The following is a 23916-nucleotide window of genomic DNA, read 5'->3' as shown; positions in this document are numbered from 1 at the left end:
GAAAAGCGAAGCGGGCACTCGAGGTGCCCGCTTCGTCATGGGTGTGAGTGTCGCTTTAGAAGACCGGATGCCCGTTGATCACGCTAGGCAGCCACGTCGAGAAGAACGGAAAGTAGGTGACCAGATTGATCGCGCTGAAAATCGCGAGATAGTATGGCCACGCGACCTTGGTCGTCTCCCCGATCGACACATCGCCGATTGCGCAGCCGATGAACTGCACCGAGCCGATTGGCGGGTGCACGAGGCCGAGCGCGCAGTTCAGCAGGATCATGATGCCGAACTGCACCGGACCCACGCCGCTATGCATGGCGAGCGGCAGGAATAGCGGCGTCGTGATGAGGATGTGCGCTGCCATGTCGATGAACGTGCCCAGAAACACCTGGATGATGTTGATGTAGAGAAGCATCAGCCAGGGAAGGGTCGTGGCATGTTCGAGCACGCGCTCGATGGCCTCCGGAATCTCCAGATACGCCATCTGGTAGCGCAGCATGTTCGACACCGCGATCAGCAGCAGCACGACACCCGTGGTCTTGGCCGCGCGAGAGAGGGCGAAGAACAGCTTCTCCTTCGTCATCGAGCGATAGACGACCACGGTGAGCGCGAGCGAATACACGACGGCAATCGCGGCCGCTTCCGTCGCGGTTGCAATGCCTCGCGCCACGCAGAAGAGAATGATCGCGATCACGAGCAAGCCAGGCAGCGCGCCGAGAAAAGCCCTCACCACGGCGAGCCAGCCGGGGAACATCTGCACCTTGGTCGAGCCGTCCGCGCTGAGCGGATAGCCAAAGCGGCGTGCCTGCCAGTACGCGGCAACCAGCACGAAGCCCATGACCCACAGCACCGGCAGCAGGCCCGAGAAAAGCAGGTCGCCGATCGAAACACCGCTCATCTGCTGACCATTCAGCGTGCCCGTAATGCCTTGCGCGGCGAACGCGTAGATGATCATGTTCGTCGAGGTCGGCATCAACGCACCGGCGAGCGACGAGTGCGTCGTCACGTTGACCGCATAGGCGGCGCTATAGCCTTCGCGCTTCATGAGCGGAATCACCACGCCGCCCATGGCCGAGGTATCCGCCGAAGGCGAACCGGAAACGCCGCCGAAGAGCGTGCACGCAACAACATTGGCCATGCCGAGGCCGCCGCGGAAGTGACCCACGGCGGCCTGGGCGAAGCGCAGAATGCGGTCGGCAATGCCGCCGTGCAGCATCAACTCGCCGGAGAAGATGAAGAACGGCACGGCCAGAAACGAAAACGCGTTCATGCCCGAGATCATCGACTGCATGGCAGTAGCGGCCGGCAGTCCTTCGTAAAGGTACGTGCTGACGCAGGCGAGACCCAGGGAGAAAGAAACCGGCACCCCAACGGCGAGGAGCACCAAAAAGCTGAGCGAAAGAATTGCGAGTTCCATGTTTGCCCTACTTAGCCTTGCGTACGAACAGCGCAAATAAATGCTCGAGCGAAAACAGCACGATGCAGGTGCCCGCCACGATCGGAATGACGTAGCGCACCGCTTCCGGCACGCCGAGAATCGCGATGCGGTCGTCCATGGTTGTTTCCGCCATTTGCAGGCAGCCGAAGAAAATCGCCACGCCAAGCGCGATCAGGCAGAGGTGCTGAAACGCCTCCGCGATCAGTTGCCCCCGCGGGGAAAGCTTCTTGACGAGCGAATCGAGACCGATATGCCCGCGCTCGCGCACCTTGAGCGCAGCCCCGAACATGGCGATGGTGACCACCAGCAGCAACGCGATCGGCTCCACGAAATCGGGTGCGCTCTCGAACACGTAGCGCATGATTACGCCGTAAAAGACGAGCACCGTCAGCACGGCGAGCGCAAGCGAGGCGAGGATCGTCAGCAGGCGAAACAGTAAATCGTTGGGGAGTTTCAGGAAGGTCATCATCCACCCTTGCACGGTACAGACTTCACAACTGCGTTCTTTCGGCTCCGCGCCGCTTGCGGCGCGGAGCCCCGGGCTTTAGTGAGTCGCCTGAATTTCGTCCACGATCTGCTTCATCTCGGGCGTCTTTTCATACTTCGCCCACACCGGCTGCATGGCCTTCACGAACGCTGCACGATCGACCTGCGACGCCGGAACGATGGTCGCGCCGCCCTTTTGCACTGTCTTGCCCGCCGTATCTTCACGCGCCGTCCAGAGCTTCACGTAGTACGGCACCGAGTCCGCCGCCGCCTTCTTGATGACCTCCTGCTCCTGCGGCGTGAGCGTGTCCCACACCTTCTTCGAGAACACGAGCACTTCCGGCGTCATGGCGTGATCGGTTTCGGAAAACACCTGCGCCACTTCGTAGTGCTTGGTTTCCTCGTACGACGGCAGATTGTTTTCAGCGGCGTCCACGAGGCCCGTCTTCAGGCCCGTATAGACTTCGGCGAACGGCATCGGCGTGGGCGTGCCGCCCATGGCCTTGATTTCGTCGACCATGAGGTCGGACGGTTGCACGCGCACCTTCAGGCCTTTCATGTCAGCCGGCGACTTGATCGGACGCTTCGCGTAGATCGAACGCGCGCCGCTCTCGTAGAACGTCAGCGCGATCATGCCCTTGGCCTTGAACGCGTCGAGAATCTTCTGGCCTTCGGGGCCGTACATCACCTTACGGAAATGGTCGATGTCGCGAAAAAGGAACGGCAGCGACGGAATCATCGACTCCGGCACGATCTCGTTGAACGCGGCGCCGTTGGCGCGAACCATGTCAAGCGCGCCAATGCGCACCTGATCGATCGTATCGTTCTCCGAACCCAGCGCGCTGTTGCCGAACACCTTGACGGAGTCTTTGCCGCCCGTCGCCTGCGAAATCTCTTCGCCCATGTGCTTGATCGCCATGTTGGTCGGGAACGTGTCGCTGTGAACATCGGCTACGCGGAACACGCGCGCGTGCGCGGCGCCTGCGGTGAGTGCGAGAGCCGCTGCCAGAACCGTCATTGCGGTCTTCGCGGTGCGTGCATTGCGTGAGTTGCGAAAGGTCTTTTTCATCGCTTGCCCCAAGAATGGAAGAGTTGTTTTCAAGCCGTGTTTGGGCTGATTAGCTGGCCAACCGGGTGTCTCAGAACCGGTGGATGATGCCTGCACCTACCGCGACCATGCTGCGGGACGAAGACGGCGTGGTCTGGAAGCCGTCGCCGATCGTCGCGGTCGCGTTGATGATTTGCGTACCGTTGCCTGCCGGCGTGAGAGTCTTGCCGTTTGCACGCTGGAAAGCCTGCAACGCGTAAAGTCCCGTGCGCTTGGAAAGCGTGTAGTACTCCGAGAGATTGAACTGCTGGTATTGCGCGCTGCTCGTGATGCCGTTGGCTCGCGTTGCGCGCGTATAGCTGTAGCCCGTCGCAAAGTCCCACGTCGGAGCCGGCTTCCAGTGCAGGACGACGCCGCCCGTATTGAAGATCGCGGTGTCGTGGAAGCCCGATCCCACGCCGGGGATGTACTGCACATTCGAGTAAGTCGCGGTGAGGTCGAACTGGCTGTTGAACGTATAGCCCGCGCCCACGGCAAAGCGCTGCTGTGCGCGCGCCGACTGGTAGCCGTAGGTCACCGCGGAAACGCCGGCCTGTGCGCCCGCGTTGGACGTGGTCGTATCTGCACCGAAGGCCCCGCCGTTCACGTTCGAGTTGTTGATGCGCGAGAAACCCACCGCCATGCCGAACGGCCCCATGGCGTACTGCGCCGCGGCGGTCCACGTCGAGCCTTGCGTCACGCTGCCAGGCACACCAGCGAGCGAGTACGAACCACTCACAGTAAAACCATGAATTTTCGGCGACGTGTACAGCAGCGTGTTATTGGCGCGATAGATCGTGTCGAGACCGTCGAGATCGCCCGGATGCGCGCCATAAAAACCGGTGAGCCACGTGGTCGGGCTGTAGGGCGAAAGCATCTGGTAGTACGAAGCGTACTGGCGGCCCGCCGTGAGCGAACCGTAGGTGGGATTCGTCACGCCCACGAACGCTTGCCGGCTGAACATGAGCCCGCTCGTCGATTGCGCGCCGGTTGCGCTGTTGAAGCCCTGTTCTAGCTGGAAAATAGCCTTCGTGCCGCCGCCCAGGTCCTCTGCACCCTTCAGCCCGAAGCGGCTGCCAGCCCACACGCCGTTGATCATCTTGACCGCCGAACGGCCGCCCGAGGTCGAACCGAGTGTCGTTTGGCTCGACTGCCAGCCGATGCCCGTATCGACGATACCGTAGAGCGTCACGCTGCTTTGCGCAAAGGCAGGCGCAGCGCCCGCAATCGCCACCCCGACAACGGCGCATTTCAAACGGCGTGTGTTCTCCGACATTCTCCGATCTCCTTTTGTTTTTCGTGTGCCACTTCTGGAAAACGTTTTCTCAAATTTAATGCGTTCCTTTCGAAATGGCTAGTAGGTAGTTACGCGGAGCGGCGCAGCGATGGTGCGCGCGTGTGGATCGTCGAGAGCAGGCGTGACGAGGCCGCCGGCCGTCGACTGGCGGCCAGCGAGCGTGAAGTTCGGAGATCAGGGAATCAGCGGCAGGCGGCGGTCGAGTCGCGCACGACGAGGCGGGGTTCGAGCACGACCTGCTCGACATCCGCGCGGCCAGCCAGGACGTCGATGAGCTTTTGCATGGCCAGTTCGCCCATTCGCTCGCTCTGCCCGTCGATGGTGGTCAGGCGCGGCTCCACGTATTCGCCGTAGGGCACGTTGTCGATCCCGGCGACCGAGACATCCTGCGGCAGGCGAAAGCCGAGCGACCTCGCCTCCTTCATGAAGCCAAGCGCGATGAGGTCGTTGTAGCAGATCACGGCCTGCGGGCGCTTTGGGCCCAGCATCACACGCGAGCAGGCCTGTTCGCCTGCCTGGGCGGTCGGCGCGTGTGTCTCGTACACGTCGAGCGTGAGGCCGGCTTCTGCAAGCGCCTCGGTTGCGCCAGCAATACGCTCGTCATTGATGGTCGCCGCTGCGAACCCGAGATAGGCCACGTGCCGGTGCCCGAGATTGAGCAAATGACGCACCAGCATGGAAGTCGCGAGCCGGTTGTCGAAGCCGACGGTGGGAATGTCGAGCCCGCGCACGGTCCTGAGCATGACGATGGGCTTACCTAGTTTCATCGTCCACCTGGCGATTTCCTCGGACGCGCGCGAGCTGACGATGAGCCCGTCCACGCGTGGTGAAAGCGCTTCGATAAGCGAGCGCTCGCGCGCGAGATTTTCTTCGGCGTCCACGAGAAGCAGCGTGTAGTCGTGCTGGAGCGCAACGCGGTTCGCGCCCTTGACCACGTTCGTGAAGTGCGGGTTCGCGATGTCGAGAATGGCGACGCCAATGGTGCGCGTGCGCCCCGTGATCATCGAGCGCGCAAGCGGATTCGAGCGGTAGCCGAGCGACTCGATGGCGTCCTTGACCTTCGCTTCCACCGCCGGCGAAAAGCGTTGCGTGCCGTTCACGTACTTCGATACCGTCGCGACCGAGACGCCGGCCATCGCGGCGACATCGCGAATCGTCGGGGAACCACTTTTCATAGGTTGGCAACGCCCAGGGATGTTCGACGGCGAGCATTGTCGCAGAAACGGACCTGGGGTGAACCCCGTATTCGAAGCAGGTATTCCTCCATTGACGCTGTGACTGCCGGTGGCTATATTCGGAAAACGTTTTCCTTGTCTCTATCAATATCAAAATAATTCCCAGGGAGCCCTGATGTCGCAACACTCACTTTCCGCCAAACCGTTCGGCCGCCTTCTTCTTACTGGCGCGGGCGGCAATCTGGGCCGTCAGTTGCGCGGTGCGCTCGCGAACTGGGCCGACATTGTTCGCGTGAGCGACATCACGGAACTGGGCGAGGCGGCGCCGCACGAGGAAACGCGCCGCGTCGACCTCTCGGACCGCGAGGCGGTCATGCAACTCGTGGAAGGCGTGGATGCGATCGTGCACCTGGGCGGCATCTCCATCGACGCGCCGTTCGACGATCTGCTCGAAGCCAACATTCGCGGCACGTACAATCTCTATGAAGCCGCGCGCAAGCACGGCATCAAGCGCATCGTCTATGCGAGTTCCAATCACGTCACGGGCTTTCATCCGGTCACGAGCGTGCTCGATACCGATGCCGCGCACCGGCCAGACAGCTTGTACGGCGTGACGAAATGCTTCGGCGAATCGCTGTCGCGCTATTACTTCGATCGCTTCGGCATCGAAACGGTATGTCTGCGCATTGGTTCATCGTTCGAAGAACCGAAGAACGCACGCATGCTCGTCACGTTCCTGAGCTATCGCGACTTCATCGAACTCGTGCGCTGCTCGCTGTTCACCAATCGCGTGGGTCATACGATCGTGTATGGCGTGTCGGACAACCCGGCAAGCTGGTGGGACAACGGCAAGGCGGGTTTCCTGGGCTACCGGCCGCGCGACAGCTCGGCGGCGTACGCCGGGCGCTTCCCGGCGGCTGCGCCGAACGCCGAGCTTGCCGACGCCGCACAGCAGTATCAGGGTGGACCGTTCGTGCTTGGCGAGCCGATGCAAGGCGCCGACCTTTGATCGGATTCCTGATGATGCGGGAGACCGGCTCGATAGCCTGAAGGCAGCCCGCTCTGGCCGCGAAGCGGCTGGGTGGGGTTAGGCTACGCCGGACAGTTAGTTGCAGCTTTGTAATTGCAGCTTGATCGGCGCCACATGCCCGCGGTCGCACTCGCCGGGAACCTGATACATACTACAGGCTGTATTCGCAAATTACAGTCTGTGGTTTGTATTTTTACTTTACAACGTATAGACTGTATTCGACTGCGCCGCGCGTTTCCGTTTGCATCGGCCGCTTGCATCCGCATTTAGCCGCCCGGAGTTGCCGTGGACTACCCTCTCAAGACCCTGAGCCAACTGCGCCCGATCCTCGTCGGCTTCCGCAAGAAAGCCGGCCTCACCCAGAAAGACGTGGCCGCGCGGCTCGGCATCTCGCAGCAAAGCTATGCCGCGTTCGAGGCGAATCCCGAAGCGGCGAGCGTCGAGCGGCTCGTTCGGGTTCTGCGGCTCGTCGACGTCGAAATCAAGCTCGGCGCGCCCGAAGCCAAAGCATCGCCGGTCGCGGAGAAAACCACGCCCCGTGCGGTCAAAGCCCCCGCGGCCGCAGCCAAGATGTCGAGAGCGGCCAAGCCCCCGGCCGCCCGCAAACGCACACAAACCCGCACCACGCCGGCAGCCGACGTGCCGCCGCGCCAGTCCGCCACGCGCCGCAAGCCGAGGGAGAACTGGTGAGCGCACGTCCACGTCTACCCAACCGGCTCGACCTGTGGATGAACGGCCTGCCCGTGGGCTACTGGGAGAGCGTGCGCGGCAACGAACGCCTCGCGTACCTCGACAGCTGGGTCGACGACGAGCAAGGCCGCCCCCTCTCCCTCTCGCTGCCGTTCACGCCCGGCAACCAGCCCTGGCGCGGCCAGATCGTCGCGGACTATTTCGACAACCTGCTACCGGACAGCGACCGAATCCGCAGACGCATCGCTGCGCGCTACCAGACGGGCGGCACCTCGCCGTTCGAGTTGCTCGCCGCGCTCGGCCGTGATTGCGTGGGCGCGCTGCAAATTCTGCCCGCAGGCGTTGCGCCCGCCAGCCTGAGGAGCATCAAGGGGCGAGCCCTGAGCGAAGGCGACATCGCGCAACTGCTGCGAGAAACCACCGCCACGCCGCACGCGGGCGAGCACGATTCCGTGGGCAGCCTGCGGCTGTCCATCGCCGGGGCGCAGGAAAAGACCGCGCTGCTGCGGCATGGCGGGCAGTGGCTGCTTCCTGAAGGCAGCACGCCGACCACACACATCCTGAAACTGCCGCTCGGCCTCGTCGGCAACATGCGCGCCGACATGCGCACCTCGGTGGAAAACGAGTGGCTGTGCACGCGGATCATCGCGGCCTACGGCTTGCCCGTCGCGCCCTGCGAAATCGCGCAATTCGAAGATATGAAGGCACTGGTCGTGGAGCGTTTCGACCGGCGCCTTGCCAGCGACGGCAAATGGATCCTGCGCCTGCCGCAGGAGGACCTGTGCCAGGCCACGGGCACGTCCGGGCTCGCGAAGTACGAAGCCGACGGCGGCCCGGGCATCGACGCGATCATGCAAGTCCTGGACGGTTCCGCGCAGGCCGCGGCCGACCGCCGCCATTTCTTCGTCACACAAATCGTCTTCTGGCTGCTCGCCGCAACGGACGGCCATGCGAAGAACTACAGCATCGCGCTGCTGCCCGGCAGCGAATACGCCGCCACGCCGCTCTACGACGTGCTCAGCGCGCATCCTGTCGTCGGCCGGGGCCGCAATCATATTGCGCCGCAGCGCGTGAGCCTCGCGATGTCCGTGCGCGGGCGCAACCGGCACTATCGCGTCGAGGAGATCTATCCCCGGCACTGGATCGCGCAAGGTCAGCGCGTGGGATTCGCCGCGGCGGAAGTCGAAGCGATGCTCTCGCAGGTGGCGGCGCAAACACCGCGCGTGATCGAAGCCGTCTCGGCGCAGATCCCTGCCGGTTTTCCCGAAGACGTAGCCGACGCCGTCTTCGCCGGCATGCGCAGGCTCGCCGCGAGGCTGACCGCCGGGCTCGCGATTTAAGCGACATCAGCCGCGCGCGAGATCCTCGTCGTCGATCGCGCGCGTGAGCAGGTCGAGAAAAGCCTGCATGGTCTGCGGCAGCGTGCGGCCCGCCATCGTCTGGATCTGCAGCGTGCGCTGATGCAACTCCGGGTTCGTGAGCGGCACGGCGGCAAGCCCCTCCACCTCTAGACGGCCGCGCACGGTCAGATAGCCGGTGAACGTCACGGCATCGGTCAGGCGTACGAATCTTTGCAGTGCGACATGATAGTTGCTGACGAACACCGGCTCGAAGATCAACCCTTCGGGGCCGCACGCGATGTCGAGGAGTTGGCGGATCGTCACGCCCTGGTTGTTCATGGCGACCGGCCACGGGATCAAATCGCGCAACGAAAGCGACTCTCGCGCCGCCAGCGGATGATCGCGCCGCATGAGCGCGAATATCGGTGCGCGCTGCGAATAGTGCACGGCAATTTCTTTCTCCGGCGCGAGGCTGAAACACAGCGCGATATCGGCCGTGCCCTCTCGCACACGCTGCGTCGCAACAGAAGGCGCCGACACGTCTAGCTGAAAATGCGTTTGCGGATACGTCCTGAGGAAGTGCGCGAACACCTGCGGCAGAAAGTCGGGCGCCAGACCTTCGGAGCTTGCAATGCGTATGGTCGCGCGGCCACCCTCGCTCAGCCCGCGAATCTCGCCGACCACGCGCTCCGCTTCGAGGAGGCTGCGCCGCGCGTGCTCCGCGAGCATGCGCCCCGCCTCGCTCAGCACCATGCCACGCGGGCGCCGCTCGAATAACGGCGTGCCGAGTTCCTCTTCGAGCCGGGCGATCTGGCGGCTGAGCGCCGAAACGGCCACGTAAAGCCGTTCGGACGCCTTGCTCAGCGAGCCGCTGCGGGCCACTTCCAGAAAATAGCGCAGTGCGGTGTTGTCCATGTCGATGATCGCGGTCTCGTCCGCTTTGCCGTTTCGGCAAAGATAGATCACAAATATTGTAATTGTGCAGAAATATCGGTGACGGCAGGATCGTTCGACGGCCTTAACACAGGGAGAAGCGAGTTGACTCGTGACATCGCCATTCAAACCGCAGCCGGTCAATACGATTCAGGCCACTTCCTGAACGATCTGCGCCGCCGCGTGGCGTATCGCACCGAGAGCCAGGAGCCGGACAGCGGCGAGCGCCTGCGCGGTTATCTGGACGAGGAACTCACACCGCTCCTGATCGAATGGGGCTTCACCTGCCGTGTCGTCGAGAATCCCGCCAAAGGCGCGGGCCCGTTCCTGATCGCCCACCGCCACGAAGACGATGCGCTGCCCACCGTGCTCAGTTACGGCCACGGCGACGTGGTGCGCGGCTACGACGCGCAATGGCGCACGGGCCTCACGCCGTGGGACGTGACCGTCGAGGGCGAGCGTTGGTACGGCCGCGGCACCGCCGACAACAAAGGCCAGCACAGCATCAACCTTGCCGCGCTCAAGGCCGTGCTCGACGCACGCGGCGGCAAGCTCGGCTTCAACCTCAAACTGCTGTTCGAAACGGGCGAGGAAGTCGGCTCACCGGGCCTGCACGAACTCTGCACGCAGTTGCGCGACGAACTCGCCGCCGATGTGCTGATCGCCTCCGACGGCCCGCGGCTGAGCGCGCACCGCCCGACGATCTTTCTCGGCTCGCGCGGCCTCGTCAATTTCAAGCTCGAACTGACGCTACGCGAAGGTGGCCATCATTCGGGCAACTGGGGCGGCCTCTTGCGCAATCCGGGCGTCGTGCTCGCGAACGCGATCGCCTCGATGGTCGACGCAAACGGCAAGATTCTCGTAGAAGGCCTGCGCCCGCCGCCCATTCCGGAATCCGTGCGCCGCGCGCTCGCCGATATTCGCGTGGGCGGCAATCCGGGCGAGCCCGAAGTTGATCGCGACTACGGCGAGCCGGGCCTCACGCCCACCGAGCGCGTGTTCGGCTGGAACAATCTGGAAGTGCTCGCGTTCCGCACAGGCAACCCCGAAAAGCCCGTGAACGCGATTCCGCCGCACGCTATCGCTTATATGCAGATTCGTTTCGTCGTCGGCACGGACTGGCAGAACCTAGAACACATCGTACGCGCGCACCTCGACGCTCACGGCTTCGACATGATCGAACTCGACGTGGAGCGCGGCGCGCCGGCCACGCGTGTCGATCCCGACAACGCGTGGGTGCAATGGGCGCTGCGCTCGCTGCGCGAGACCACGGGAACCGAGCCCGTGCTGCTGCCGAACCTGGGCGGCACGCTGCCCAACGACGTATTCGCCGAAGTGCTCGGCATGCCCACGCTGTGGGTGCCGCATTCGTATCCGGGCTGCTCGCAACACGCACCGAACGAGCACCTGCTCGGCCCGGTCGTGCGCGACGGGCTGCGCATCATGGCTGGCCTCTTCTGGGACCTCGGCGCAAGAGAGGCCGGCGCGTCCAACCCCGCACCACATCCAACAACGTTTGCATGAGGACGCCGCAATGAGCATCGATTCCCTTCCCGCGCATCACGGCAGCGAGCCCTGGTCAGAGCCCTCGCAAAGCACCTCAGGCAAGAACGTCTCGCGGCTCATCATCGCGACTTCGATCGGCAACGCGCTAGAGTTCTACGACCTGCTGGCGTACGGCTACTTCGCCTCGACGCTCTCCAAGCTTTTCTTCCCCGGGCACAACGCGACGATCTCGCTGCTGCTCACGCTCGGCACATTCGCGCTCTCGTATCTCGCGCGGCCGTTCGGCGCGCTCGTGCTCGGCTCATACAGCGACCGCAAGGGCCGCAAGGCGTCACTCACGCTCTCCATTACGCTGATGACCATCGGCACCGGCATGGTCGCGCTCATGCCCACTTATGCGACGATCGGCATACTCGCGCCCATCGGCCTGTTCGCCTCGCGTCTTCTGCAAGGCTTTTCGGCGGGCGGCGAGTTCGGCAGTTCCACCGCCTTCCTGATCGAGCACGCGCCGCAGCGCAGCGGATTCATGTCGAGCTGGCAGTTCTCGAGCCAGGGTGCGAGCACGCTGCTCGTCTCCTTGTTCGGCGCCGTGATCATGGGCACGCTCACGCAGCCGCAGCTCGAAAGCTGGGGCTGGCGCATTCCATTCCTGTTCGGCATCCTGATTGGTCCCGTGGGTCTTTATATCCGCAGACGCATGGACGAAACGCCCGAATTCGAGCGCACCGAGAAAGCCGAGTCGCCCGTGCGCGAATTGTTCGCCACGCAAAAGGCGGGGGTGATTGCATCGATTGGTGTGCTGATACTGACCACGTCCGCCCAATACGTGCTCCTCTACATGCCGACCTATGCCGCGCGACAGCTCGGTCTCGCGCCTTCGTCGGGCTTTATCGCCACGCTCGTGGCCGGGCTGATCGCCATCGTGCTCACGCCCATTGTGGGCCACTGGTCGGACAAGGTGGGCCGCACGCGCATCATGTTCGTGGCGGGCGTGTTGTTCCTGTTCACCGTCTATCCGGCGTTCATGTTCGTGAACGCGCATCCTTCGCTGTCCACGCTGCTGGCCGCCGTGATCTGGGTCGCGGTGCTCAAAGTCACCTATTTCGCCTCGATTCCGGCGCTCATGGCGAGCTTCTTCCCCACGCGCACGCGCACCACAGGCATGGCGCTCGCCTATAACGTCGGCACGACCGTGTTCGGCGGTTTCACACCGCTCGCCGTGGCCTCGCTCATTGCGGCGACGGGCAACAATCTCGCGCCGGGACTCTGGCTGATGTTCGCAGCCGTGTTGAGCCTCGTTACGCTGCTTTGGGCGCGCGTAAAGCTGGGCGCGCGTTGAACCGGCGCCATACAGAAACACGAAACAGGAAACACGCACGTATGCAACACGATTTGCCGCAAGAAGTTCAGGACGCCATTCAGTTTTCCATCGATCACGAATCGGCATGGGACCGTAACGCCGATGGCAACTTCGGCGTGCACGTGAACGACCCGCCGCCGTGGAACCGGTTGCTCGGCCCCATCCACGATCGTGGTCCTGTGTCGGGCGCCATTGCCGTCGATGGGCGCCTGCTCGCGCAATGGGGCGAACCCGATCGGCCCGATCTGACCTTCAGCATCGCGAAGACGTATCTGGCGCTGCTCGCGGGCGTGGCGCACGACCGCGGCCTCTTGCCCGATCCCGATGAGCCCGTACGCGCACGCGTGCCCGGCATCGGCTTCGACGACGACCACAACGCAACAGTCACCTGGACGCATCTGCTGCAACAGACGAGCGAATGGACGGGCAAGTGCTTCGGCCTTTCCGATCAAGCCGATCACTATCGCGCCGTCACCTTCGGCGAGCCGCCCAACGGGAAGAAAGGCGATTTGCGCCCATTGCAAGCGCCCGGCACGTATTGGGAATACAACGACGTGCGCATCAACCAGCTTTCGCTCGCTCTGCTGCATCTGTTCGGCCGTTCGTTGCCCGAAGTATTTCGCGAGACGATCATGCGGCCCGTTGGCGCGAGCGAGAACTGGCAATGGGTCGGCTACGACGACGCATGGATCGATCTGGGCGGCAGACGCGTGCAATCGGTGCCCGGCGGCTCGCATTGGGGCGGCGGCATGTCGGTGAGCGCCAACGATCAGTTGAAGGTCGCGCAGATGCTGCTCGACGATGGCATCGCCTCGGGCCGCCGCATACTCTCGAGCGAATGGATCGCGCGCATGCGCACGCCCTGCCCGCTCGCGCCGTTCTACGGCTCGCTGGTCTGGCTCAATACGGAACGGCGCGTGTTTCCGAGCGTGCCCGAATCGAGTTATTTTGGCGTGGGAGCGGGAAGCTCGTTTATGTGGATCGAGCCCGAGCGCAAGATCGCGCTGATCGTGCGCTGGCTCGACTCACAATGCGCGGATGCGTTCTTCGGCAAGATGCTGCACGCTGTAGATGCCGTGTGCTCGCGCCAGGGCACGAGCACACTCGCAAACTAGTTCATCGCCATTTCCAGCACGCGAGCCACGTGCAGCGCCGTGACGTTTGCGCCGTCGTGGATCTGATGGCGGCAACTCGTGCCATCCGCCACGACGAGATCGGCACTATCCGCCTTGCGCACGGCGGGCAACAGCGAAAGCTCGGCCATCGCCAGCGATGCTTCGTAGTGCTCCGCTTCGTAGCCGAAGCTGCCCGCCATTCCGCAGCATGACGATTCGATCGGCTTCACGTCCAGCCCCGGAATCCAGCCCAGCACCGTGAGCACGGGCCGGAAGGCGTCGAATGCTTTCTGATGACAGTGGCCGTGCACCCACGCGCGCGGCGCGTCGAGCGAGTGCAACGCCAGATCGAATCGGCCCGCGCCCTTCTCGCGCACGAGGAATTCTTCGAACAGGAACGCCGCGGCCGAGAGTTCGCGGGCCTCGTCGCCGTAGCCGTATTGCAGGAACTCGTCGCGCATCGAGAGCAGGCACGAAGGTTCGAGCCCGACGATCGAAACGCCACGCGCGACGAATGGCATGAGCGTATCGAGCAGGCGCCGCGCCTCGCGCTTCGCTTCATCCACCAGCCCCGCTGCGAGGAACGTGCGGCCGCAGCATAGCGGGCGCTCGTCGCCGCGCACATTGAAGTGCACGAAATAGCCGGCGGCTTCCAGCACCCGTTTCGCGGCGCGGGCGTTCTCTGGCTCGAAGTTGTCGTTGAAGGTGTCAACGAACAGCACTACCTCTTTGGTTGCCGTTGCTACGTTCTGCTTTGCTGCCGAAACTTCCAAAAGGAACGACGATTGGAACTGCGGCAGCGAGCGTTGCTGCGCGAGACCGAGCGCGCGCTTCACCCAAGCGGATACCAAAGGAATGCGCTCGCCAGCCGCCGCAAAGCCGCCCGCTTTCGCCGCACGTCGCGCATAGCGCGGCAAATACGCAATCATCTTCTCGCGCAGCTTCAGGCCGTGCTTCGTATTCCACGCCGCGCGCGCCTCGATCTTGAGCTTTGCCATGTCCACGCCGGTCGGGCAGTCGCGCTTGCAGCCCTTGCACGATACGCACAGGTCGAGCGTGTCCTTGACCTCGTCGCTCGCGAGTCCGTCCTCGCCCAACTGCCCCGAAATCGCGAGCCGCAGCGTATTCGCGCGACCGCGCGTCACATGCTTCTCGTCCTTCGTCACGCGATAGCTCGGGCACATCGTGCCCGCGTCGAACTTGCGGCAGTGGCCGTTGTTGTTGCACATCTCCACGGCTTTCGCGAGGCCGCCGGTCAGGTCGTCGCCGCTGCCGGGCGGCGTTTCAATACCCGTTAGCGGATCGCGATTCACGTCCCACGCCGACCAATCGAGCAGCGGCCGCATCTGGCGCTCGCGATAGCCCGGCGCGAAGCGGAACAGCTTCGCGTCGTCCATTTTCGGTGGCCGAACGATTTTGTCGGGATTGAAGCGGTTTTCCGGGTCGAACAGTTGCTTGATCTCCGTGAACGCCTGGTTGATCTTCGGTCCGTACTGCCAGGCAATCCATTCGCCGCGGCACAGACCGTCGCCGTGCTCGCCTGAGAACGCACCCTTGTATTCGCGCACGAGTTCCGCGGCTTCTTCGCCTATCGCCCGCATTTTCGCCGCGCCGTCGCGGCGCATGTCGAGAATCGGGCGCACGTGCAGCGTGCCGACGCTAGCGTGCGCGTACCACGTGCCTTCGGTGCCATGCTGATGGAAGATTTCAGTCAGGCGGCTCGTGTACTGAGCGAGATGTTCGAGCGGCACGGCGCAGTCCTCGATGAACGAGACCGGCTTGCCGTCGCCCTTCATGCTCATCATGATGTTCAGGCCTGCCTTGCGCACTTCCCACAGCGCCTTTTGCTCGTTCGCATCGGTCATCTTCACGACCGAGTCCGGCAGGCCGTGGTCGCCCATCAGTTCGACCAGACCATCGAGGCGGCGCACCTGATCATCACGATTGTCGCCAGCGAATTCGACCAGCAGAATCGCATCGGGCCTGCCCACCAGCGCCTTTTCGATCACCGGCTTGAAGCCCGGATTGCCAAGCGCGAGTTCGATCATCGTGCGATCAACTAGCTCCACCGCAGTCGGCTTGAGCTTGATGATGTGCTGCGCCGAATCCATCGCCTGCCAGAAGGTCGGAAAGCTCACCACACCCAGCGTTTTGTGCGCGGGCAATGGCGCGAGCTTCAGCGTGATTTGCCGGCTGAATGCGAGCGTGCCTTCGGAGCCGACGAGCAGATGCGCGAGATTCGCCACGCCGTCGTCGGTATAGGCGAGCGGGTTCTGGCAGTCGAACAGGTCGATGTTGTAGCCGGCCACGCGGCGCAGCACCTTCGGCATGCGTTCGGCGATCTCGCCGCGCTCGCGCGTGGCGATGCGTTGCACGCCTTCGAGCAGCGCCGCGAGGCGCGCGCCGTCGTGCGGCATGTTCAACGACTGGAAACGGGCCTCGCTGCCGTCCGCGAGAATCGCGTCGATGCCGAGCACGTTGTGCACCATGTTGCCGTATTCGATCGAGCGCGAGCCGCACGAATTGTTGCCCGCCATGCCGCCGATCGTGCACTGCGCGGCCGTCGAAACGTCCACGGGAAACCACAGCCCGTGCGGCTTGAGCCACGCGTTCAGATGATCGAGCACGACGCCCGGCTCGACCGTCACCGTACGCGCATCGGCATCGAAATCGACGATGTTGTTGAGCCACTTCGACGTGTCGATTACGAGCGCTTCGCCCACCGTCTGACCGCACTGGCTCGTACCCGCGCCGCGCGCCAGCACGGGCGCATGCTCGAGGCGCGCCACCTCCAGCGCAGCGCGCAAGTCGTCCTGATCGCGTGGCACCACCACGCCGATGGGCATGATCTGATAGATCGAGGCGTCGGTTGCGTAACGGCCGCGGCTCGCGGCGTCGAAAAACACGTCGCCGCGCAGTGCGTCGCGCAGGCGGCGCGCGAGCGGCGAGCCATGGCCCGCGCTAGAAGGAACCAGATGAATCGGCTTGACCAGCATGCCCGAGGTGCGTGCGCCTGCCATCGCCTTCACACTCCCTGATGAGAACCCGTGGGTTCTTCAGTCTGCTTGCCGAGTTCGAAGCGGCTCTCTGGCTGCATGCGAAACGCGAGAACCACGCCGCACCCCATCAGCACCATGCTGCCCACGAACGGCAGATCCCAGTTGCCGAAGCGGTCGATCAGAAAGCCGCCCACCACGGGCGAGATGATCGCGGCCAATGCCGAGCCCGTGTTCATCATGCCGCTCGCCGTGCCGGAGAATTCCGGTGCGATATCCATGGGAATCGCCCACATCGGGCCGATGGTCATTTCGGCGAAGAAGAAGCCCGCCGCGAGGCACGCCATCGAAATGACGGGGTCATGCACGAACATCAGCGGCACGAGCACGATCAACGTGATGAACATGCACACCGAGACCATCCAGCTGCGCGCGCGCTTGAGGTTGCCCGTGCGCTGAAAGAGCCAATCGGTCACAAGGCCGCCGAGCGTGTCGCCCACCACGCCCGCGAGAAACACCACGGAGGCGAAGATCGCCGACTTGCCCAACTGCAGGTGATAGTTGTGCAGAAAGTATTGAGGAATCCAGCTAAGGAAAAGCCACAGCGTCCAGCCGTAGCAGAAGTAGACGATCGTCACCGGAATCATGCGCTTGAACAGCGCCATCCACGGCAGGCCCGTCACGCGCGGCTTGGGTGGCGGCAGGATGGCGAGTTCGGCCTCGGTGATGCGCGGGTGATCTTTCGGATGTTCGGTGAACGTGAACGCCCACACCACCACCCACAGCAGGCTGAGCGCGCCGCATACGTAGAACGATTCGCGCCAGCCGTAGCGCGCCATCACCAGCACGACGACCGCGGGCGCCACCGCATTGCCGATGCGCGACGCGGAGTGCGTGATGCCCTGCGCGAAGCCGCGCCGCTCTTTCGCGACCCAGCGCGACATGGCCGAGGTCGACGCGGGAAACGTTGCGCCCTCACCGAAGCCGAGCAACAGGCGCGCGGCGAGCAGCGTGGCGAGGCCGCCCGCCATGCCCGTGAGCACCGTGGCCACGCCCCACACCGCGCCGCAGAAGAGCAGCGTGCGGCGCGCGCCGAAGCGATCGCTCACCCAGCCGCCAATGATCTGAAACAGCAGATACGGATACGCAAACGCCGAAAAAACCAGCCCTACTTCGGTATGCGAAAGCTGGAACTCCTTGCCGAAGCCCGCCGCCGCCGTGCTCACATTCACACGATCGAGGTAGGTGATGAAGTACATGATGCAGAGCATGATCAGCACGATGCTGCTCGCGCTCGTCAATCGATACCGTTTCATCGTCTGTCTCCGTTGCTGGTTCTATCGGCCGCATCGCCCTTCTTGCAGGGGCGTCCGGCATGGGAACAACCTGGGACAACCTGGGAAATCTGCCTGTCATGCCGCGCCCCGTGCGCGGCATGTGCGTGGTGTGCGTCGTATGCGCGAAAAACCCCCGCTTCAGGCTGCTTTCAGCGAAACCACATTGGGCTGCGCCGCGAGATATTCCATCGCCGCAGGCAAGCCGCTGTCCTTCAGGGGCACGTTCGCAATGCGCAGGCCCATTTCGCAGCCGGCCAGCGCCGCCAGCAGCGTGAGATCGTTGCAGTCGCCCAGGTGCCCGATGCGGAACATGCGCCCCTTGACCTTGCCAAGGCCCGTGCCGAGCGAAAGATCGAAGCGCTCGTAGATGATCTTGCGAACCGCATCCGCATCCACGCCTTCGGGCATCATCACGCCGGTGAGAACGGGGCTGTAGACGGCGGGGTCGGCGCACTGGATCTCGAGGCCCCACGCGCGCACCGCGCGCCGGCACGCCTCGCCAAGCCGCTGATGCCGCGCGAACACGTTGTCGAGCCCTTCGTCCTGCAGCATGTCGAGCGCTTCGGAAAGGCCGTAGAGCAGGTTCGTGTTGGGCGTGTACGGCCAGTAGCCGCTCTTGTTCATCTCGATGATCTCGGTCCAGCCCCAGAAGCTGCGCGGCAGCTTTGCGTGCTCACTGGCCGCCAGCGCCTTCGCCGAAACCGCGTTGAAGCTGATGCCCGGCGGCAGCATGAGGCCCTTCTGCGAGCCGGAGACGGTCACGTCCACGCCCCACTCGTCGTGCCGGTAGTCCGCGCTCGCGAGACCCGAAATCGTGTCCACGAGCAGCAGCGCCGGATGCCCGGCGGCGTCGATCGCGCGGCGCACCGCGGCGATGTCGGAGGTCACGCCGGTCGATGTCTCGTTGTGCACCACGCAAACAGCCTTGATGGCGTGCTGCGAATCTTCGCGCAGACGCTTTTCGATCATGTCGGCCTGCACGCCGCGCCGCCAGCCTTCAATGCCTGGCAGGCCGAGAAATTCTGGCTTCAGGCCGAGGCGCTCGGCCATCTGTTTCCATAGCGTTGCGAAATGACCTGTTTCGTACATCAGCACCGTGTCGCCGGGGCTCAGCGTGTTGGTGAGCGCGGCTTCCCATGCGCCGGTGCCCGAAGCCGGGTAAATCACCACCGGCTGCTGCGTCTTGAAGATCTTCTTGATGCCGTCCAGCACCTTGAGCCCGAGCACGCCGAACTCGGGGCCGCGGTGGTCGATGGTCGGATAGCTCATCGCGCGCAGGATGCGATCGGGCACCGGGCTCGGGCCGGGAATCTGCAGGAAGTGACGACCAGCGGGATGGAAATCGAGCTTCAACATGCAATCGCTCCTGTTTTGAATTTTGCATTCAAAAAACTATAATCCAGCCAGCCCTCGCATAGACAGACAATTCCGACGTGGTTTACCCCAATGCCAGCTTGCTTCTTTGGGGTCTCGTCCTTGGGCTAGAATGCGCTGGAAACCGATGGAAATGCCTTTTGCATGCAAAACCCGAACCTGAACCCCTCCATCATCAGCCCGGAACTGCCGCCCATTCCGCGTCAGCAACTCCATGACACCGTCGTCGATCATCTGCGACGGTTCATCGTGGAAGGCGTGCTCGAGGCCGGCCGCAAGCTCAATGAACGCGAACTGTGCGAAACCCTCGGCATTTCGCGCACGCCATTGCGCGAAGCGCTGAAGGTGCTCGCTTCCGAAGGGTTGATCGAGATTTCGCCGAATCGCGGCGCGTCGGTCTCGAAGATGTCGGAGGCGGAACTGCGCGAGACCTTCGAACTCATGAGCGGGCTCGAAGCGTTTTCAGGCGAACTGGCTTGTGAGCGGATCACCGCAGCCGAGATCGCCGAGATCAAGGCGCTGCACTACGCCATGCTCGCCTGCCGCGCGCAGAACGATCTGGCCGGTTACTACAGCCGCAATCAGGCGATTCACGACAAGATCAACGAAGCGGCGCGCAATTCGGCGCTGCGGCAAACGTATATCGCCGTGAACCGCCGTTTGCAGGCGCTGCGGTTTCGCTCGAACTTCGAGACCCCGAAGTGGGACCGCGCGATTCATGAGCACGGTGAAATGCTGGAAGCGCTCGATGCGCGCGACGGCAAGCGGCTCGCGGCAATTTTGCGCCAGCATTTGCTTGCCAAACGCGATGCGGTGTTGAGGATTGGGGACGCGCCTTCGGCGCAGGAATAGATCGGCAGCCATCCGTTGCGTCCGCAACGATGCGCCGTTACTTCTCCACCGACTCCAGAAAACTCTGCGCGAGCTGCTTCCTCAGGTGATCCGCTGCTGGCGACAACCTGCGGCCCACGCGAGTGACCATCTGGCTCGAAAAGCCCGCCGCGATCGGATGATCGATCGGCACGGCCACCAGTTCGCCCAGATCGATGCCGCGGCGCGCCGTGATCGACGACATGAACGCCACGCCCAGCCCGGCGGCCGCGAGCGTCTGCGCGGTGTTGAAAAGATCCACGCGATACGCGGGCATCACGTTCAGGCGCGCGTCGTCGAAGAGCGACTGCACGAAGTGCTGCACGCCGAACGACTCTGTCATGAAGATCAGGCGCTCGCTGGCGAGTTCGGCGGGCGCCACCTTCTGCATCTTCGCAAAGCGATGCGAGGGCGCGACGAGCGCGCAGAGCGGCCGCGACGCGAACGGATGAATGCGCATGGCGGGGTCGTCGGAGGTGCGCGTGCACAGGCCGATATCGACCAGGTCGTCGCGCACGAGCGACAGCACGACCGGCGTCGGGCCCGAGCGGATTTCCACGAGAATGTCGGGGTACGTCATCGAAAATCGCTGCAGCGCCCGCGCGATCAGATTGCCGATGAAGCCCTCGCCCACGCCCAGCGCCACGCGTCCGCGCCTCAGGTGCCGGTACTCCTCCAGGCGCGCAGCCAGATCGCGCTGGCGACGCTGGCCGTCGCGATAGTGGTCCACGAGCACCTGGCCGATCTCGGTCACGGCCACGCCGCGCCCGCGCCGCTCGATCAGCGGAAAGCGCAGCCGCCGCTCCAGCGCGGCCACCTGGCGGCTGATGACCGAGGCGTTGATGCCCAACGCCTCGGCGGCCATGCGCACGCCGCCCGCCGCCGCGATTTCCGCCAGATAGCGCAGCGGCCGCTCGCCGATATCGTCGATCGCGCCTCGCGCCGCATCCTCCCGATCTTCCTTTCCCCGCACTGCATTGCTCCTTTCGCGCGCTGTCTTGCTGCGCCGCGACAATCGTCCGTTGACTTCAAGTCAACATTTTCGACGCTTTTCCGTCATGGGTCGAGTTTTTCGTCGGTGCAATACTCGGCCTTTAGCTTTTCCCCAAACCTATTCCAATAAAAGGAGTCCCCCGTGAGCGAGCACCACTATTGCGAAGTCGCCGACCTGGCCGAAGCCCGATCGGAACTCGACGAAATCCGTCATCACCTCCACAAGCACCCTGAACTGTCGTACGAGGAAGCCGACACGTCGCGCTTCGTCGCGGACAAGCTCGCGGCCTGGGGCTACGACGTCACGCGCCGCGTGGGCGGCCACGGTGTGGTGGCGTCGCTCAAGGTTGGCACGAGCACGCGCACAGTAGGCGTGCGCGCCGACATGGACGCCCTGCCGATCCAGGAGCTGACCGGCCTCGACTACGCGAGCGTGCACGAAGGCAAGATGCACGCGTGCGGCCACGACGGCCACACGACGGTCCTGCTCGGTGCGGCGCGTCAGCTCGCCATAACGCGCAACTTCGACGGCACCGTCCACCTGATCTTCCAGCCCGCCGAGGAAGCCGGCTCGGACAGCGGCGCCGAGCGCATGATCGCCGACGGCCTTTTCGATCGCTTCCCCTGCGAAGCGATCTTCGGGCTGCACAATCATCCGGGCGTGCCCACTGGCACGTTCGGCTTTCGCGCCGGCCCGCTCATGGCCGCGTGCGACACCGTCAAGCTGCGCGTTCACGGCAAGGGCGGCCACGCGGCGCGACCGCATCTGGCCGTGGACCCGGTGCTCGTGGGCAGCAGCATCGTGATGGCCTTGCAGTCGGTGGTGTCGCGCAACGTCGACCCGACCGAAGCCGCGGTCGTGACCGTTGGCGCGTTCCGTTCGGGTCATGCGCCGAACGTGATCCCCGAAGACGCCGTGCTCGAAATGAGCGTGCGCTCGTTCTCGCCCGAAGTGCGCGCGACCCTCGAAGCCCGCATTCGCGCGCTCGTTCAGGCGCAGGCGCAAAGCTATGGCGCGACGGTGGACATCGAATTCATCCGCGGCTATCCGGTGCTCATCAACAGCGAAGCCGAAACCGAATTCGCACGCCAGGTGGCCGAGGAACTGGTCGGGCCGGAGCACGTCATCGCACCGTTCCCGCCGATCGCGGGCAGCGAGGACTTCGCGTACTACCTGCAGCAGCGCCCCGGTTGTTTCGTACGCCTTGGCAATGGCGAAGGCCGACCGATGCTGCACAACGCGCGCTACGACTTCAACGACGAGAACCTGACCATTGGCGCTGCGTTCTGGACGCGTCTCGTCGAGCGTTTCCTCAGCAAGGACCGTGCATGAACGCCACCACCGAACCGCTTCTGAAAGCGGCCGACGAAACCCCGCTCTCGCCTGGCTACCAGCGCAAGATCGTTCTCGCGGCGGTGATCGGCAACCTGCTCGAATTCTTCGACTTCACCGTCTACAGCTATTTCGCGCTGACGATTGGCCATCAGTTCTTTCCGGCCGACAGCCAGGTCACGTCGATGCTGCTCGCGTTCGCGGTGTTCGCCGTGGGCTTCGTCATGCGCCCGCTCGGCGGCATCGTGCTCGGCCGCTACGCGGACCGCGCGGGCCGCAAGCCGGCGCTCACGCTTACCATCCTGCTGATGGCGGTGGGTTCCGCGTCCATCGGTCTTGCACCCACCTATGCGCAGATCGGTATCGCCGCGCCGCTGCTGATCGTCGTCGCGCGGCTCGTGCAAGGCTTCGCTCAAGGCGGCGAGTTCGGCGCGGCAACGGCGACGCTGCTCGAAATGGGCGGGCAAGCGAGCCGCGGCTTTCGCGCGAGCTGGCAGCTCGCGAGCCAGGGCGCGGCGGCGCTGCTCGGCTCGGGGCTGGCGGCGAGCCTCGGCTTTCTGCTTTCCGCAGACACGATGCATAGCTGGGGCTGGCGCATTCCGTTTCTGCTCGGCACGCTCATCGCGCCGGTCGGCATCTATCTGCGCCGGCACATTCGCGAGGAGCCGCCTGCGCAGCGCGTGGTCGCGGACCGCGACGACCCGAAGCGCGGACTGTACGTGCGCAACTGGTTCCTCACGATCTTCGCGATTATGGGCATGTCGGTATCGACGTACGTGATGATGTACTACATGCCGACCTACTGCATCCAGTACCTGGGACTGCCACCCAAAATGTCGATCCTCGCGGGCGTGGCGTCCAGCACGATCTCGCTCGTGATGTGCCCGATCTACGGCGCGTGGTCGGACCGCATGGGCCGCCGCAAGCCGCTCACGGTGATCGGTCGCATCGCGCTGATCCTGCTGCTCTATCCGGCGTTCTGGCTCATGACGCACTTTCCTTCGCTGCCGGTCGTGCTCGGCGCGCTCATCGTGCTCATGCTCTGCTATACGATGGGCTCCGCTCCCGCTTACGCGTTGATGCCGGAGAATTTTCCGAAGCATCTGCGTGCAGGCTATATGTCGAGCGCGTACGCGATTGCGGTGTCGGTGTTCGGCGGCACGGCTCAGCTCGTGGCCGGCTGGCTCATCCATGTCACGGGCAACAAGATGGCGCCCGCGTGGTACATGATCGGCTGCGTGCTGATTTCGCTCATCGCCGTTTCCTTGTTCGAGGAAACCGGCAACAAGGCGATCGACTGAACGGTCGATTCGAAAGAACACGGCCTTGAAAAAGGGCGGGCGAACGCAGTTTGCGCCGCCCGCCCTTCACGCTACATCCCCGTCCGTGGAGACTTTGCCTTCTCGCAAGCGGCGTTCCTCTTGAGCCCCAACGAGTGAAGGGTCGAACGGCAATTTCCTGGTTGCGTCGCGCACTTGCGTTATCCGCAAGTCATGCCTATATTTCGATTGCAGATGGTTGCGAGTCGCAACCATCTGCACGAGGACCATAACGGAGACCACCAC

General features: G+C 63.8%; 19 protein-coding genes. 9 read left to right on the top strand and 10 right to left on the bottom strand.

From position 1 onward, the window contains the following. Positions 1-55: 55 nt before the first annotated feature. From L0U83_RS30195 to L0U83_RS30175, 5 genes are all read right to left on the bottom strand, one after another. Entirely contained in the window at positions 56-1408 is a 1353-nt protein-coding gene (locus L0U83_RS30195) for a TRAP transporter large permease (protein ID WP_233887783.1), read from the bottom strand. 7 nt (positions 1409-1415) lie between these two features. Next, a complete protein-coding gene (locus tag L0U83_RS30190; RefSeq protein ID WP_233887941.1) occupies positions 1416-1895 on the bottom strand; it encodes a TRAP transporter small permease in 480 nt (159 codons plus the stop codon). Between the two features lie 78 nt (positions 1896-1973). Continuing rightward, the gene (locus tag L0U83_RS30185) at positions 1974-2984 is read right to left on the bottom strand and encodes a TRAP transporter substrate-binding protein (protein WP_373321131.1); all 1011 of its coding nucleotides are present in this window, start codon (positions 2982-2984) and stop codon (positions 1974-1976) included. Between the two features lie 70 nt (positions 2985-3054). Beyond that, the gene (locus tag L0U83_RS30180) at positions 3055-4278 is read right to left on the bottom strand and encodes a porin (protein WP_233887782.1); all 1224 of its coding nucleotides are present in this window, start codon (positions 4276-4278) and stop codon (positions 3055-3057) included. 203 nt (positions 4279-4481) lie between these two features. Continuing rightward, positions 4482-5474, bottom strand: a complete 993-nt coding sequence (locus tag L0U83_RS30175; protein WP_233887781.1) for a LacI family DNA-binding transcriptional regulator — start codon at positions 5472-5474, stop codon at positions 4482-4484. Between the two features lie 175 nt (positions 5475-5649). On the opposite strand from L0U83_RS30175, the gene L0U83_RS30170 reads away from it, so the two are divergent. The 3 genes from L0U83_RS30170 to L0U83_RS30160 all read left to right on the top strand — a co-directional run bounded on the left by L0U83_RS30170 (position 5650) and on the right by L0U83_RS30160 (position 8534). After that, positions 5650-6483, top strand: coding sequence for an NAD-dependent epimerase/dehydratase family protein (locus L0U83_RS30170; RefSeq protein ID WP_233887780.1), 834 nt, complete (start codon positions 5650-5652; stop codon positions 6481-6483). 306 nt (positions 6484-6789) lie between these two features. Then, entirely contained in the window at positions 6790-7194 is a 405-nt protein-coding gene (locus tag L0U83_RS30165; protein ID WP_233887779.1) for a helix-turn-helix transcriptional regulator, read from the top strand. Further along, positions 7191-8534: a type II toxin-antitoxin system HipA family toxin gene (locus L0U83_RS30160; protein ID WP_373321130.1), complete on the top strand. Its 1344-nt coding sequence runs from the start codon at positions 7191-7193 to the stop codon at positions 8532-8534. The genes L0U83_RS30165 and L0U83_RS30160 overlap by 4 nt, the downstream gene beginning before the upstream one ends. A gap of 6 nt (positions 8535-8540) precedes the next feature. On the opposite strand, the gene L0U83_RS30155 is transcribed toward L0U83_RS30160, so the two are convergent. Then, positions 8541-9449, bottom strand: coding sequence for a LysR substrate-binding domain-containing protein (locus L0U83_RS30155; RefSeq protein ID WP_233887778.1), 909 nt, complete (start codon positions 9447-9449; stop codon positions 8541-8543). 123 nt (positions 9450-9572) lie between these two features. Between L0U83_RS30155 and L0U83_RS30150 the strand changes: the two genes are divergently transcribed. Genes L0U83_RS30150 through L0U83_RS30140 form a run of 3 tightly spaced genes read left to right on the top strand, consistent with a single transcriptional unit; the run spans position 9573 to position 13448 of the window. Beyond that, positions 9573-10991, top strand: a complete 1419-nt coding sequence (locus L0U83_RS30150) for a M20 family metallopeptidase (RefSeq protein WP_233887777.1) — start codon at positions 9573-9575, stop codon at positions 10989-10991. Positions 10992-11001: 10 nt separating this feature from the next. Beyond that, on the top strand, positions 11002-12312 hold the full coding sequence (locus tag L0U83_RS30145) for an MFS transporter (protein WP_233887776.1): 1311 nt from the start codon (positions 11002-11004) through the stop codon (positions 12310-12312). 41 nt (positions 12313-12353) lie between these two features. Next, the gene (locus tag L0U83_RS30140; protein WP_233887775.1) at positions 12354-13448 is read left to right on the top strand and encodes a serine hydrolase domain-containing protein; all 1095 of its coding nucleotides are present in this window, start codon (positions 12354-12356) and stop codon (positions 13446-13448) included. On the opposite strand, the gene L0U83_RS30135 is transcribed toward L0U83_RS30140, so the two are convergent. The 3 genes from L0U83_RS30135 to L0U83_RS30125 all read right to left on the bottom strand — a co-directional run bounded on the left by L0U83_RS30135 (position 13445) and on the right by L0U83_RS30125 (position 19137). Continuing rightward, entirely contained in the window at positions 13445-16468 is a 3024-nt protein-coding gene (locus L0U83_RS30135; RefSeq protein ID WP_233887774.1) for an FAD-binding and (Fe-S)-binding domain-containing protein, read from the bottom strand. The genes L0U83_RS30140 and L0U83_RS30135 overlap by 4 nt on opposite strands. A 5-nt stretch (positions 16469-16473) precedes the next feature. Then, positions 16474-17760, bottom strand: coding sequence for an MFS transporter (locus tag L0U83_RS30130; RefSeq protein ID WP_233887773.1), 1287 nt, complete (start codon positions 17758-17760; stop codon positions 16474-16476). A 159-nt stretch (positions 17761-17919) separates the two neighbouring features. Next, positions 17920-19137, bottom strand: a complete 1218-nt coding sequence (locus L0U83_RS30125) for a pyridoxal-phosphate-dependent aminotransferase family protein (RefSeq protein ID WP_233887772.1) — start codon at positions 19135-19137, stop codon at positions 17920-17922. Positions 19138-19299: 162 nt separating this feature from the next. Here L0U83_RS30125 and L0U83_RS30120 point away from each other — a divergent pair, with 162 nt between their 5' ends. Then, the gene (locus tag L0U83_RS30120) at positions 19300-20007 is read left to right on the top strand and encodes a GntR family transcriptional regulator (RefSeq protein WP_233887771.1); all 708 of its coding nucleotides are present in this window, start codon (positions 19300-19302) and stop codon (positions 20005-20007) included. A 37-nt stretch (positions 20008-20044) separates the two neighbouring features. Here the strand turns inward: L0U83_RS30120 and L0U83_RS30115 are convergent, their stop codons facing one another. Further along, positions 20045-20998 (bottom strand): LysR family transcriptional regulator, encoded by a 954-nt coding sequence (locus tag L0U83_RS30115; protein ID WP_233887770.1) that lies wholly within the window; start codon positions 20996-20998, stop codon positions 20045-20047. A gap of 162 nt (positions 20999-21160) precedes the next feature. Between L0U83_RS30115 and L0U83_RS30110 the strand changes: the two genes are divergently transcribed. After that, on the top strand, positions 21161-22351 hold the full coding sequence (locus tag L0U83_RS30110; RefSeq protein WP_233887769.1) for a M20 aminoacylase family protein: 1191 nt from the start codon (positions 21161-21163) through the stop codon (positions 22349-22351). Then, positions 22348-23652, top strand: a complete 1305-nt coding sequence (locus L0U83_RS30105) for an MFS transporter (protein WP_233887768.1) — start codon at positions 22348-22350, stop codon at positions 23650-23652. The genes L0U83_RS30110 and L0U83_RS30105 overlap by 4 nt, the downstream gene beginning before the upstream one ends. The last annotated feature ends 264 nt before the right edge of the window (positions 23653-23916 follow it).

Origin of the sequence: Paraburkholderia flagellata (assembly GCF_021390645.1) — a bacterium.
In the GTDB taxonomy this organism is placed as follows: domain Bacteria; phylum Pseudomonadota; class Gammaproteobacteria; order Burkholderiales; family Burkholderiaceae; genus Paraburkholderia; species Paraburkholderia flagellata.
The sequence above is the reverse complement of the archived record's forward strand: the minus strand, read 5'-3'. Positions and strand labels throughout refer to the sequence as shown.

Excerpts from the sequence above, each read along its gene's own strand:
- L0U83_RS30195 (WP_233887783.1), bottom strand. The coding sequence starts at position 1,408 with ATGGAACTCGCAATTCTTTCGCTCAGCTTTTTGGTGCTCCTCGCCGTT.
- L0U83_RS30190 (WP_233887941.1), bottom strand. The coding sequence starts at position 1,895 with ATGACCTTCCTGAAACTCCCCAACGATTTACTGTTTCGCCTGCTGACG.
- L0U83_RS30185 (WP_373321131.1), bottom strand. The coding sequence starts at position 2,984 with ATGAAAAAGACCTTTCGCAACTCACGCAATGCACGCACCGCGAAGACC.
- L0U83_RS30180 (WP_233887782.1), bottom strand. The coding sequence starts at position 4,278 with ATGTCGGAGAACACACGCCGTTTGAAATGCGCCGTTGTCGGGGTGGCG.
- L0U83_RS30175 (WP_233887781.1), bottom strand. The coding sequence starts at position 5,474 with ATGAAAAGTGGTTCCCCGACGATTCGCGATGTCGCCGCGATGGCCGGC.
- L0U83_RS30170 (WP_233887780.1), top strand. The coding sequence starts at position 5,650 with ATGTCGCAACACTCACTTTCCGCCAAACCGTTCGGCCGCCTTCTTCTT.
- L0U83_RS30155 (WP_233887778.1), bottom strand. The coding sequence starts at position 9,449 with ATGGACAACACCGCACTGCGCTATTTTCTGGAAGTGGCCCGCAGCGGC.
- L0U83_RS30145 (WP_233887776.1), top strand. The coding sequence starts at position 11,002 with ATGAGCATCGATTCCCTTCCCGCGCATCACGGCAGCGAGCCCTGGTCA.
- L0U83_RS30140 (WP_233887775.1), top strand. The coding sequence starts at position 12,354 with ATGCAACACGATTTGCCGCAAGAAGTTCAGGACGCCATTCAGTTTTCC.
- L0U83_RS30135 (WP_233887774.1), bottom strand. The coding sequence starts at position 16,468 with ATGGCAGGCGCACGCACCTCGGGCATGCTGGTCAAGCCGATTCATCTG.
- L0U83_RS30130 (WP_233887773.1), bottom strand. The coding sequence starts at position 17,760 with ATGAAACGGTATCGATTGACGAGCGCGAGCAGCATCGTGCTGATCATG.
- L0U83_RS30125 (WP_233887772.1), bottom strand. The coding sequence starts at position 19,137 with ATGTTGAAGCTCGATTTCCATCCCGCTGGTCGTCACTTCCTGCAGATT.
- L0U83_RS30120 (WP_233887771.1), top strand. The coding sequence starts at position 19,300 with ATGCAAAACCCGAACCTGAACCCCTCCATCATCAGCCCGGAACTGCCG.
- L0U83_RS30105 (WP_233887768.1), top strand. The coding sequence starts at position 22,348 with ATGAACGCCACCACCGAACCGCTTCTGAAAGCGGCCGACGAAACCCCG.